The 12,866-nt window shown below is 44.7% G+C and carries 8 protein-coding genes; 6 read left to right on the top strand and 2 right to left on the bottom strand.

The features are described 5' to 3' along the window. Positions 1-424: 424 nt before the first annotated feature. On the bottom strand, positions 425-2,092 hold the full coding sequence (locus H8K55_RS17285; protein ID WP_230408683.1) for a peptide chain release factor 3: 1,668 nt from the start codon (positions 2,090-2,092) through the stop codon (positions 425-427). Between the two features lie 425 nt (positions 2,093-2,517). On the opposite strand from H8K55_RS17285, the gene H8K55_RS17280 reads away from it, so the two are divergent. Further along, entirely contained in the window at positions 2,518-3,780 is a 1,263-nt protein-coding gene (locus tag H8K55_RS17280) for a hypothetical protein (RefSeq protein WP_186943307.1), read from the top strand. 214 nt (positions 3,781-3,994) lie between these two features. On the opposite strand, the gene H8K55_RS17275 is transcribed toward H8K55_RS17280, so the two are convergent. Continuing rightward, on the bottom strand, positions 3,995-5,101 hold the full coding sequence (locus H8K55_RS17275; protein ID WP_186943306.1) for an S-(hydroxymethyl)glutathione dehydrogenase/class III alcohol dehydrogenase: 1,107 nt from the start codon (positions 5,099-5,101) through the stop codon (positions 3,995-3,997). A gap of 475 nt (positions 5,102-5,576) precedes the next feature. Between H8K55_RS17275 and sppA the strand changes: the two genes are divergently transcribed. The 5 genes from sppA (at position 5,577) to H8K55_RS17250 (ending at position 12,766) form a co-directional block, all read left to right on the top strand. Next, positions 5,577-7,445, top strand: a complete 1,869-nt coding sequence (gene sppA / locus H8K55_RS17270; protein WP_186943305.1) for a signal peptide peptidase SppA — start codon at positions 5,577-5,579, stop codon at positions 7,443-7,445. A 417-nt stretch (positions 7,446-7,862) separates the two neighbouring features. After that, a complete protein-coding gene (locus H8K55_RS17265) occupies positions 7,863-8,603 on the top strand; it encodes a helix-turn-helix domain-containing protein (protein WP_186943304.1) in 741 nt (246 codons plus the stop codon). Between the two features lie 173 nt (positions 8,604-8,776). Next, on the top strand, positions 8,777-9,472 hold the full coding sequence (locus tag H8K55_RS17260) for a hypothetical protein (protein ID WP_186943303.1): 696 nt from the start codon (positions 8,777-8,779) through the stop codon (positions 9,470-9,472). 201 nt (positions 9,473-9,673) lie between these two features. Next, complete coding sequence (locus tag H8K55_RS17255) at positions 9,674-11,392, top strand: M1 family metallopeptidase (RefSeq protein WP_230408682.1); 1,719 nt, start codon at positions 9,674-9,676, stop codon at positions 11,390-11,392. Between the two features lie 216 nt (positions 11,393-11,608). Next, entirely contained in the window at positions 11,609-12,766 is a 1,158-nt protein-coding gene (locus H8K55_RS17250; RefSeq protein WP_222612513.1) for a CsgG/HfaB family protein, read from the top strand. Positions 12,767-12,866 lie beyond the last annotated feature (100 nt).

Genomic DNA, 12,866 nt, shown 5'->3' with positions numbered 1-12,866 from the left:
TTTAACCAAAGGGTGCGCACGGCATCCAGTTGCTCGTTTCTGATATGCCTATCAAAAACTGTTAAAACATCGAGTCCGTGAAAATACCGACTCTTCATTCATAATACAAGGGTGCGCCGTGCGCACCACACACAAGGCTGCTGCTTCGGTGCGCACAGCGCACCCAATCTCACTCCATTTATTCTTAAGTCCAAGACGGCCTCCACCGTTGTTGCGCACTGCAAGGGAGCGCAGGGATGTCAGTATCAGTTTTGTGTAAGTTCTATAGGCTTAGGTCATTGCATTCTACGCATTTGTTTTTATTATTAGTAGAGGTGTGACCTAAATAGGGTGATTTTGTTGTTGAGTGTTTAAACTACGCGCATAAAAAAACGCGAAGCTAGAATTTTTCTAGCTTCGCGTTTTTTTGAATGTGATTTAAATTTTAGTCTAACTTCGCAGCATGTTCCCGCGTCGCATGAAACACCACATCTGGCCAGCGCTCTTGCGTCAATCGCAAATTCACGCCAGAACTAGCGAGGTAGGCCATATTGCCTGCAGCATCATAAGCTACGTTAGCCCCTGCGCTGGAACGTTCAAAATCGGCCAGCATTTTTTTGTCTTCACAAGTAATCCAACGCGCGCTGCTGATGCTGGTGCCTTCGAATACTGCATCAACACCATACTCATTTTTTAAACGACTTGCGACAACTTCAAACTGCAATACGCCGACAGCGCCGAGGATTAAATCACTGCTGACAATAGGTTTGAAAACCTGCACAGCGCCTTCTTCACCCAATTGCTGCAATCCTTTTTGTAATTGCTTGGTTTTGAGTGGATTTAAGATACGTGCGATACGGAAGAAGTCCGGCGCGAAGTAGGGAATGCCAGTAAATTGCAGCAATTCACCTTCGGAAAAACTATCACCGATTTGCATATTGCCGTGATTTGGTAAGCCGATGATATCTCCCGCGTAGGCTTCTTCAACTTGTTCACGTGACGACGCCATAAAGGTGACTACCGACGACACTTTAATGTCGCGATTAATACGTAAATGTTTGAGCTTCATGCCGCGTTCAAAGCGACCAGAGCAGACGCGTAAGAAGGCGATACGGTCACGATGCGCTGGATCCATATTTGCTTGAATCTTAAATACGAAACCAGAGAATGGTTCTTCGGTTGGCGCAACCGTACGCACGGTAGCATCGCGTTCGCGCGGTGCTGGCGCCCAGTCGAGCAGGGCATTCAAAATTTCACGCACACCGAAGTTATTAATTGCAGAGCCGAAAAATACCGGCGTTTGCGTACCCGCCAAAACTGCGGCGAGATCGAAAGGATGCGAGGCACCGTGCACCAGTTCGACTTCCATTTTTAATTGTTCGATTTCCAGTGGGAATAATTCCGCCAAACGAGGATTGTCGATACCTTTGACGACTTCAAATTCTTGATCAGCACGTTCACTTCCTGGCGTGAACAACATGATCTCGTCTTTCAGAATGTGGTACACACCGCGGAAAGTTTTACCCATGCCGATAGGCCAGGTGACCGGTGAGCATTGAATCTTTAAGACTGATTCCAACTCATCCAATAATTCCAAAGGATCGCGAGTTTCGCGGTCCATCTTGTTGACGAAGCTGATGATAGGCGTATTGCGCATACGACATACATTCAGCAGTTTGATCGTTTGTTCTTCTACACCTTTAGCAGCATCGATCACCATCAAGGCAGAATCGACCGCGGTCAATACGCGATAAGTATCTTCGGAGAAGTCTTGGTGACCCGGTGTATCGAGCAAATTGACAACGTGATCGCGATACTCAAACTGCATGACAGAAGAAGCAACTGAGATACCACGTTGCTTTTCAATTTCCATCCAGTCGGATGTCGCATGACGACCACTCTTACGCGCTTTGACCGTACCCGCTAATTGAATCGCACCCGAAAACATTAAGAGTTTTTCGGTGAGCGTGGTTTTACCAGCATCCGGGTGAGAAATAATGCCAAAGGTGCGACGACGTGCAACTTCTTTGCGGATCAGATCGGTGGATACTTTTTTGACAGCAACGACATCTTGTTCGTTGCTATCGTCTTGGGTGCTGATGGAATCGGTCATTGCGGGAGTTCTGTAAGAATAGAATAACCGCGTATTTTAACATGTGATGGAGGGGCTTTTGATTTTGGGCGGGGGGATTCATGCCTTGACTCTTAATAGGAAGTTTAAAAGAGGCGCTCTTACTTTAGCATATTGCATTGATATAACTAAAATAGATCTATATTCTGCTTCCGCAGGTCATCAATCCTGAAATTCTCAAAAGTTTCCTTCTTGTTGAAAATGAGAACTTTTGAGGTCATTTTTTTGGATTTTTGCATGAATAATTTCAAATAATGCAAGTATGTGAGATAGAATTATTGGTGCAAACTTAGGTTTTTTGTTTGAGACTAGCTTCTTTTAGCGTCAACACGTATGTTCAGCGCAGACGTTTGTAAAAACTAGGTTCCGGTCTCTCCTTCGTCATTTCTTCACTTTATGGATGGTATATGGTGCAAGTAAATAAGCGCTGGCATTTGTTTTTTATTTTACGCGCAATGATTTTTTGTCGATTTACTTTATCGTTAGTAATGCCATGGATTATTTGTGTACGTGTGCGTTACTTCATGCCACAGATTTTGAGTCAGTATTTTTGTGAAAATACACATTTCAGATCGAAAAACCTAATTACTTCTTTACTGTTTTTCGTAAGCATCAGCGCATTCAGTTCGACCAATGACAAACTAATTCTAGGTGCTTGGAGTGGTACCGTCGGTAATGACGATGTGAGAGTTTGTTTTGCAGGCTACAACTCAAACTTCTATCGTGTTAGGTATGGGAAAGGGATTGGCCTTGAGTCCGAACAAAAAACGGGGCGTAACAAATGGCACATTTTGGAGGGGCCATATGGTCAACCTGATGATGCGCCAAGAGCTACCTGGCAAGTCAAACTTCTTGATCACAACACGCTCACCGGTTTTCGGACTGACGTCAAGCGCTCGAAGTCTAAATTACCGATACAATTGAAAAGAATCTTGGATGACGAAAAGATCTCCATGCATGATGAATGTGGCATCGCCTTCTACACACCAATGGTGCAAGCCACCGCAATCAAAACTAAGGATGCAAGCTTTTCGGGCAAGCCATATATCGTGATCAGTTCAAAATATGGGAAATCGTTTCAATTGCCAGATACCGATCCCAATGCGCTGACCATCAATGCTATCTATAAAAAGTTGTTAGACGAAGAAGTCGCGGCATCGTACGCTTGCGATATTGATATAAATGGAGCACGAAAAGAAGGGTGGTTTACTAATACATCCCCATTAGTTTGGACTGAGGAATGGTTGGTGGTGCGATACCAATTTGAATATACGTGTGGAGGTGCTCATGGCGATGCGCCTAGAAGTGAAAGAATTTTTGATTTAAAAAACGGCAAACAAGTTGACAGCTGGAGTTGGATCAAAGGCGGGGAACGTGCAGCGAACCCAGATCGTGAACATAGCACAGCACTCCGAAAATTATTGCATAAGTATGGCAAGATGGCGCGAGTCAATCCAAATGTTCAGCATCAAGGAGTTTTTGATTTAAATGCCGTGGGCACTAGCATCGAAAACCCCTATCCAACAACTAATGGCTTGGTATTTACTACTCGATTCGATGTTTGTAGAGCATTAGCGTGCGACGTTTTCATCACGGTGCCATATGCAGCCATCGCCACTCATTTGACTGACGAAGGAAAAATAATGGCCGCAAGTTTTAAGAAACAGTGAGGTAATACGTTTAATGCTACAGCTAAAGTGGCTTGCGTTACAAGCGCAATTAGATGGAGTATTCGCAATGATTATGGGGGGAACTTCGTGTTATGAATGAAGGAGGGAGCGAGTAATATTCTCAGGGTAATTCTGGCTCATTATCTGCCTCATCTTTCGCCAATGCGAATTGAGGCAGATAATTTCACTATATAAAATGGTGGCACGAAGGCGCTTAAAACTCCACAACAGAACGTATCGACTCACCACTCTTCATCAAATCAAAGCCTTCGTTAATTCTTTCCAACGGCAATTTATGCGTGATTAAATCATCGATATTTAATTTGCCTTCCATGTACCAGTCAACAATTTTTGGTACATCGGTACGACCGCGGGCACCACCGAAGGCTGAGCCTTTCCAGACCCGGCCTGTGACTAGTTGGAATGGACGGGTGCTGATTTCTTGACCGGCAGCAGCGACGCCGATGATGATGGATTGTCCCCAGCCTTTGTGGCAGCATTCGAGAGATTGACGCATTGTCGTTGTATTGCCTATGCATTCAAAACTGTAATCAGCGCCGCCATCGGTTAAGCCTATGATCGCATCAACCACATTGCCAACTTCTTTCGGATTGATAAAGTGCGTCATACCGAATTTGCGCGCCATGCTTTCGCGGGCTGGATTGATATCGACACCAATGATTTTGTTTGCGCCTACCATGCGTGCAGCTTGAATCACATTCAGGCCGATACCACCCAAACCAAATACCACCACATTCGCACCGGCTTCGACTTTTGCCGTGAACAAAACTGCACCTACACCAGTTGTCACGCCACAACCGATGTAGCAAACTTTATCAAACGGTGCGTCTTCGCGGATTTTTGCCAGAGCGATTTCTGGAACAACGATGTAATTTGAAAAAGTTGACGTTCCCATGTAATGAAAAATCGGCTTGCCATCAATAGAAAAACGGCTAGTCGCATCAGGCATTAAGCCACGCCCTTGCGTGCTACGTATCGCTTGGCACAGATTGGTTTTTTGTGAGAGGCAGAATTTGCATTCACGGCATTCTGGTGTGTAAAGTGGAATCACGTGATCATCTTTTTTCAGACTCTTCACGCCTGGCCCAACATCGACCACGATGCCCGCACCTTCATGTCCCAAAATGGATGGGAAAATGCCTTCAGGATCTGCCCCGGAAAGTGTGTAGTAATCGGTGTGACAAATGCCTGTTGCCTTAATCTCGACTAAGACTTCACCTGCTTGCGGGCCTTGTAAATCAACTTCTTCAACTGTTAATGGTTTTCCTGCTTCCCAGGCGATAGCGGCTTTTGTTTTCATGAGTTTTCCGTTTGAGATGATGAAATAGAGTGAATTTAATTAAATAAGACTTATGCAAAATTGCACTAACTAGAGCCTGCCCCTGCGAAGGTAGGGGACGAGGCGGTTGCAACGACGCTAGTGTCTGTTTTGCGTAAGTCTTATTAAAGTGTTTGCATGATATTTTAAGCTTAATAGTGATTTCTTATCCTGTCACGTTATTGATTCAGGATTTTTGAAAGATAGTTGAGAAATCAGTTAAAATTCTGTGTTGATTTTTGCAATTTATTCTTGATCTCATATTGTTGGGCAATACTTTGGTCGCGATGAAAATCGCTGGTCGGAGGAACATCCTTTAGAATGCCAAGCTAAGCACGACACAAATCGCGATAGTGGAATTGATATAGTTGAGTTTGTATTGATGTAAAGAGTGGGTGCAGCTGCTTAAGAAGATGACAGCTGTTGATCCAAATGTAGTTCTTACCCTGGAGTTATTATGGCTTTTTCACCCTTCCGTGCAATCGGACAAGGTATTAAATGGATTTGGAATGCAGTTGACGCTAGCCGTCGGTTTGTCATCAATTTAATTTTTCTATTCATCGTTTTATTTCTCGTCATCGGTCTGTTTTCCTCCAATAAGGTCAAGGTTGAAGATAAGACTGCATTGATATTGAATTTCAAGGGCGATCTGGTTGAGCAACATGCAGGTAGCGCCAGCGATGCTTTTTTCGCCGAAGTGCAGGGTGAGAATAAACGTTCAACTCAACTGCGCGATATTTTGACGGTGTTGGATGCGGCAAGCAAAGACCCTAAGATTAACAATGCTGTGCTGTTATTAGATGGCATGCAAAGTGCCGGTCTGCCTATGTTGCGCGAGGTCGCTGCTGCATTGGAGCGTTTTAAAGCTAGTGGCAAAAAAGTGATTGCCTGGGGTTCCAGTTTTGATCAGCGCCAGTACTATTTGGCGGCGCATGCGAATCAAGTCTATATGCATCCTATGGGTAATGTCATGCTCAATGGCTTTGGTCGCTATCGCAATTATTATAAAGACGCTTTGGATAAAATTGGCGTCACGGTCAATGTTTTAAAAGTTGGTACGTTCAAAAGTTTTGCAGAACCATACATTGCAAACGGTCCGTCGCCTGCGGCTGCTGAAGCAGATGCATTTTTGTATAACGCGATGTGGAAGTTTTATACCGATGGCGTAGAAGCTGCACGTCAATTACCGGCTGGCACGATTATGCAGAGCATTGATAATTTGCCAGAAATGCTTAAAGCTGCGAATGGTAGTGTGGCTCAATTCGCAGTCGATGCGAAATTGATTGATGGATTAAAGACCCGTGATGATTTGCGTCAAATGATGTTGGGCATGGGTGTTAAGGACGAACAGACTAAGAGCTTTAAGCAAATTACATTTGATGATTATTTAGAAAATCATCGCTCATTTGGCTTTGGTCCCGCGGTTGCAGTGATTATTGCTGAAGGCGAAATCAGTGAAGGTAATGCGCCACCAGGAGCGATTGGCGGTATGTCGACTGCGAATTTAATACGCAAAGCGCGTGAAGATGAGCAGGTGAAAGCTGTGGTGTTGCGCGTTGATTCACCTGGCGGCAGTGCGTTTGGTTCGGAATTGATTCGTCAAGAATTGGAGTTGACGCGTAAAGCCGGTAAGCCTGTCGTGATCTCTATGGGGAATGTCGCTGCTTCAGGTGGCTATTGGGTATCCATGTCATCTGACGAGGTAATTGCCGATGCTGCGACGATTACAGGATCGATCGGTGTCTTTGCTATTTTCCCAACAGTCGATAAAGTGATGGACAAAATTGGTGTGCATACCGCTGGCACGACGACTACGTGGATGTCTGATGCGTTTAATCCTCTGCGCCCTATGAATCCCAAATTTGGTGAAGTGATTCAGCAAGGTATCAACAATACTTACTATGAATTTACGACGAAAGCGGCAGCAGCCCGTAAAACGACACCAGAGAAAATCGATGCTGTCGCACAAGGTCGTGTTTGGACTGGCGAACAAGCAAAAGAACGCGGCTTAGTTGATCGCCTCGGTAGCTTTGGTGATGCTCTGAAATCCGCCGCTACCCGTGCCAAAATGGGTGCCGATTATCGAGTGACTTATATAGAACGTGAGCCGTCGAAATTCGATCGTTTCTTTAGTATGTTTGGCGACAATGCGGCGCAGGCGATGACAAAAGCGTTTAATGAGAAATTTAGAGTGGCGATTGCTCCGACTGGCATACCTCCGGTTGCCGCAACTGATATGGTCAAAGAATTGAGCTGGTTGGCTGACTTACGAAAAGAAAATCGCTCATATATGGTGATGGCACATTGCATGTGTACCTTGCCATAAATTGCTGATAGCTTGATCTAAGCTGCTGCGATTTTGGATGTAGATTGGATGTAGATAAAATAGATCAAGCACCACGTTGGTACATCAATGTGTTTTCAAGATAGGGAGGCTATATGCCTCCCTTTTTGTTTGCTGAACATTTTTGCGCGCGATGGTGCACGATGGTGCCCGAATATTCTGCAGCTTATTCCGTTGGCGAACTTGGACATGCCATATTCTTAAATATTCAAGTATATTCAGCTTCCAATTTCTAAATGAATACCCAAGAATATGGCTCAGACACTAGCTTAACAAGCGTTTGGTGTTGATTTGGGCGAGATGCGTTTTTAGGTGCAATAGCCAATAAATGGCATGCAAATGATCCATAAATTGTGTTCATTACGATTCAAGTAAAGATAAATTAAGGAATTAAACGATATGAATTTTGGCGAGAAATTAAAACAAATTCGGACAGAAAAAAACCTGACGCAGCCACAAATGGCAGAAGCGATAGGCATAGAACAATCTTATCTTTCTAAATTGGAGAACGATAAATCTGTGCCTTCTGCCGATATGTTTCAGTCGATATTGAAGGCATTGAACCAGGATGCAAATGACTTTTTAAAAGATATCGATAAGAAAATTCTACAAGGACCACTGAAGCAAATTCCTGAAGTGAGTAATTTTTTGAATACGTCAATTGCAGTAAAAGTGCACTCAGTTAAAAAATGGTTACTCAGTTCAGCTGCTGCATGCACTTTAGGGTTTGCCTGCATGCTGGCGGCGAATGATGGAATTTTCTTTAGTAATAATCTGTATAAATATGAGTCCATGGGCGTGTTCTTAGCCGATGAACCTGAGAATATTTTTGACCAGTACGCAAAAATTCTGACTCTGAAAGTCAGTGCAAAACTTATCGCGGGTGAGGAGTTTTCCAAGCTCTTGGCTGAATTTGAGACCAAGCGCAAGCGTCCTGTTGTGGTTGAACAAAATCGTGATCAAGGAACGGTCTATTATCAAAACGTCGACGGTGGTCGTCGCAAATTTGAACTAACAAATGTCCGCCATGTGTTGGCAATGCCGAACAAATATCTGCAGTTTTTGGGAGGAGTTTTGGTGTTCTGCGGCATATTGGGATTTTTTATGGAGTGGCGCTTGCGCAAACTTCAGCCAACTTAAACGTCGTAATGGAATACAAAATAAGTGTGAATAAATCTCATAAGTGATTGCAGTGGTATCTCCTTAGTAAATTGAACTTAGATTTTTTTAGATTAATAGGACAGAAGTCTGTCCAAATTTTTGAAAGGTAGCAGAATGTCAGATTTGAAAACTTTTTTGCTAGTGCGACGACGATGGCTGCGGCTTTGGCGGCAGTGTTTGCTTTGACTGGAGCCAGAGAGCCAGTCAAACATGAACAGTTTGATGAAATTACAGTAGGGCGTATTAATATTGTTGAACCGGATGGTACTAAGCGCATGGTGATTTCGAATCGTGCGCAATTTCCAGGTGATTTTCAACAGGGCAAAGAGCGCCCGAGACCAGATCGTCGTGAATTTGCAGGCATGATTTTTATCAATGAAGAAGGTACGGAAAATGGTGGTTTAATACAAAAAGGAAGCATGACTGCGGATGGTAAAGTGAGTTCTGGCTTATCGTTGACTTTCGATCGCTTCCGTCAGGATCAGGCGTTACAGTTAATTAATAACGACAGTGCGATGCATCAATTCACCGGTATAAAAATTAACGATGTGCCCAATTTTAAAATTACTTCAATGGAAGACATTGATCAGTTTTCTAAAGAGGCAAGTAAATTGCCAGAGGCTGAGCAGCGAGCATATTGGCAGAAATTGTCAAGTGAAGGTCGTCTCAGCGAAAACCGTATTTGGCTAGGAAATACCCGTGATAAAGGTTCTTCCTTGCAGTTGAAAGATGCGAAAGGGCGCACGCGAATGATGTTATTGGTCAGTGCGGCGGGGCAAGCTGAAATATTGATGTTGGATGAGAATGGAAAAACCATCAAGACAATTTCTGCTTTGAATAAAGAGTAGACGAGCCTCGCAGGCCATCGTTGCTCAGTGAAATAATACAAACAATTAGTCCACGCTGTGAAAACAGTCTGGACTAATTGTTTTTGGAGCGCAGAAGGGGGAGTTATTTACTTGTGGAACTTTTTGATCTGACTTATGCTCTAAATATATTTGGGCGCTGCACTCTACCTTACAACTCCCTTTACAACCTCCAGTCTAATTATGAAGCTAACCAGTTTATCTTTGTCTATTGCCCTGATGTTCGCATCTCAAGTTCAGGCGCAAAGTACATTGCCTCCTTCGTCCGAACCTACGACGTTCACCATGAGTTCGGGTACTGAGCGAACAGCAGAGCAATTGGCCATGGTGTTCGAAAAAGCCGATTTGAGTTTAAAACTAGATCCGCAAACGCGTAGTGTGAGTGGTGTTGCGGTATTGAACTTCACGGCCACAGCGGAATTGAAGAGTTTGGTGCTGGAATTGGATAAGAATTTGCCCATAGAATCCGTCGCCATCAATGGCAAAGCCTTAGCAAATGATGCAATCAGTAATCCAGAGGGACGTTTGTATTTAAGCCTGAGTCAAGCATTGAAATCGGGCGAACGCGCTGAAGTCACTATCCGCTATCAAGGTGTGCCGCGAATCGCGAAGCGAGCACCATGGGACGGCGGTTTTGTCTGGAGTAAAACGCTAGCAGGTGCACCTTGGATAGCCTCTGCGGTGCAAGGCGAAGGCTGTGATCTGTTTTGGCCTTGTATCGATCATCCTATGGGAAAACCTAAGCTGATGAGTCTGCATATCAGTGTTCCAGCTCCTTTGGTTGTCGCTGGCAATGGTGTGGCGCAAGGCATGGAGGAACGTGACGGCTGGCGCACTTATCACTGGCAGATCAAGCATCCTAGTACCTATGGGATTGCGATGAATGTTGGTCCGTATGAAGTGCTGGAGGATAGCTATGCGAGCCGCTTTGGCAATCATATTCCTTTGCGTATGTGGCATTTGCCGGGGAATCAGGCGAAAGCGAAAGATCTGATGTCAGAATTCGCACCTATGCTCGATTTCTTTGAAAGTAAATTTGGCCCTTATCCGTTTGGCGACGAGAAAATGGGTGTGGTTGAAACACAGCACTTGGGTATGGAACACCAGACCATCAATGCCTATGGCAATGACTACAAAAAATCGCCGCATGGTTATGATTGGTTGCTACACCATGAATTTGCACATGAATGGTTTGGGAATCAGATGACCAACCAAAATTGGGACGATTTCTGGTTGCACGAAGGTTTTGCCTCGTATATGCAACCCTTGTATCTGCAATATTTACGCGGCGAGCGCGATTATCAGGTTGGCATGCACGAACAGCGTATTCGTATCGTGAATAAATTTCCTATGGTGACCGGGCATTCTATGAGCGAACACGATGTCTCGAATGGACCTGGCAACGATGTGTATTTTAAAGGCTCGCATATATTGCATACGCTTCGCGGTCAGATAGGTGACGACGCCTTCTTCAAAGCCGTCCGATTGTTGATTTATGGTCGTCTGGATCCTAAGCCTGGTAATTTTCAGCCGCGTTATAGTACGTCTAAGGAATTCATACAGATCGTGAATCAGCTGACCAAGAAAGACTGGAATTGGTTTTTCAAAGGATATTTGATGCATGCTACTTTGCCGGAATTGATAGCAGTGAAAGACGGAAATATTTTGCGATTGCAGTGGAAATTGACGGATGCGAGCGCCTTTCCTTTGCCAGTGGAAGTGCGGGTTAACAATAAAGTCGTGAAACTGGCGATGGATCAAGGGCGTGGACAAATCAATTTGCCACCGAATGCAACCTACACAGTAGATCCAGGTTCGAAAGTTCTGAAACATGAACCGCAGATTGATGTCTGGAATGTCGATGTGCAGCAAAGAGCGCGTAACTTTAAAGCAGTCAAATAGATTTTCGAGGTACTTCGTAGATAAAAACCGTCTGTTTTTTCAGGCGGTTTTTTTATCTATGGAAACCTTGCAAGTCCTAGTATCGCCTCAACCCTACCTCTCATCATTTTCTTCTGAAAGTTGGTGTTTGTTTAAGATATACTCGCAACTTTGATTTTTTCGGTCGGCAGTTTATTTTTTGACTGAACTGACTTTTACCAAATTAAAGGATGCCAAATGTCCCACCGTTTTTCTGTTCTTGTAGGTTCTACATTGATCGCGAGTTTGTTTGTGGTTTCCTCAGTGCAAGCGCAAAGCATACAAAAAGGTGCGATTGAGAAATGTAGTAAGAACCTCGGCACTCTCGCAGTGGTTGAGCCGCAAAGCCATATGTTGGCATCCCTTTCCAATTACAAATTAGGATCACCATCGACGATGCTGCGCATGATCGTCGAAGAGTCTGGATGTTTTACTGTCGTTGAGCGCGGCGTCGCTATGCAGAACATTCGTCAAGAGCGCGAATTGGCGTCAGCTGGACAATTGCAACAAGGATCAAACGTAGGTGGTGGGCAATTGCAGGCCGCAGATTTTGTGATGACGCCTTCAGTACAATTTGCCAGTGATACTGGTGGCGTGGGCGGTGCTGTCGGTGGTTTGTTGGGGCGATTTGGCGGTGCTTTAGGTGCACTCGGCGGTCTAGCTGGTGGCGTTAAATTCAAAGAGGCAGAAACGACATTATTGTTAGCCGATGTCCGTTCAGGCATACAAGTGGCTAGTGCTGAAGGCCAAGCGAGCAAGATGGATTTCAGCCTGGGCGGTTGGGGCTGGGGTGGTTTTGGTTGGGCCAGTGCGGGTGGTTATAGTAAGACCCCAGAAGGCAAATTGATCGCGGCCAGCTTGCTCGACAATTACAATAAAATCGTACAGACCGTGCGTAACAAGGATCAGTTAATTCAAGCCACTTCACAAGCATCAAAGAATAATGCGGCGAATTCGATTCAGGCAACTGCACCTTCACAAGTTGCAGCACAACAATACTCACAAACTGCGGCACCCTCAGTGAACTCGCCAACAGTCGCTAAATCAAGCGCAAGCCCGGGTTTGGTTGGTATGTATAGCGTGAAATTTGCTGGTGATGATGAAGGTACCGTGAATGTCATGATCAACAAAAATGGCAGTGTGACTGGGATGGGCAAGTCGACCAAATACAATTTCAATTTTAATGTCGCGGGTACTGTGAGCCCAGACGGGGAAATGAGTTTGGCTGGTAGCGGCAAAGCAGGGAATGCCAAATTTATGGGTAATGTCGATTTGCAGACCGGTACTCTCGTCGGCATGTGGCAATGGGACGGCAACCATGCAGGCCAGGGGACGTTTAGCGGACAGAAGCTATAAGTTAGTTTATAAGTCAGCTGATAAATCAATTGATGGCAATAAAAGCGCACGTTGTTCTATCAGCGCAAAAAATAGAAGAGCAGACCTAAGGTCTGCTTTT

This window comes from Affinundibacterium flavidum (assembly GCF_014284175.1).
Taxonomy (GTDB): domain Bacteria; phylum Pseudomonadota; class Gammaproteobacteria; order Burkholderiales; family Burkholderiaceae_D; genus Undibacterium; species Undibacterium flavidum.
Note: the sequence above shows the minus strand (reverse complement) of the source record. Positions and strands in the feature narration are given on the sequence as shown.

Bases quoted from the DNA above. Each gene is read 5' to 3' on its own strand.
- H8K55_RS17285 (WP_230408683.1), bottom strand. From the start codon at position 2,092: ATGACCGATTCCATCAGCACCCAAGACGATAGCAACGAACAAGATGTC.
- H8K55_RS17260 (WP_186943303.1), top strand. From the start codon at position 8,777: ATGGCTGCGGCTTTGGCGGCAGTGTTTGCTTTGACTGGAGCCAGAGAG.
- H8K55_RS17265 (WP_186943304.1), top strand. From the start codon at position 7,863: ATGAATTTTGGCGAGAAATTAAAACAAATTCGGACAGAAAAAAACCTG.
- H8K55_RS17255 (WP_230408682.1), top strand. From the start codon at position 9,674: ATGAAGCTAACCAGTTTATCTTTGTCTATTGCCCTGATGTTCGCATCT.
- H8K55_RS17280 (WP_186943307.1), top strand. From the start codon at position 2,518: ATGGTGCAAGTAAATAAGCGCTGGCATTTGTTTTTTATTTTACGCGCA.
- H8K55_RS17275 (WP_186943306.1), bottom strand. From the start codon at position 5,101: ATGAAAACAAAAGCCGCTATCGCCTGGGAAGCAGGAAAACCATTAACA.
- H8K55_RS17250 (WP_222612513.1), top strand. From the start codon at position 11,609: ATGTCCCACCGTTTTTCTGTTCTTGTAGGTTCTACATTGATCGCGAGT.
- sppA (WP_186943305.1), top strand. From the start codon at position 5,577: ATGGCTTTTTCACCCTTCCGTGCAATCGGACAAGGTATTAAATGGATT.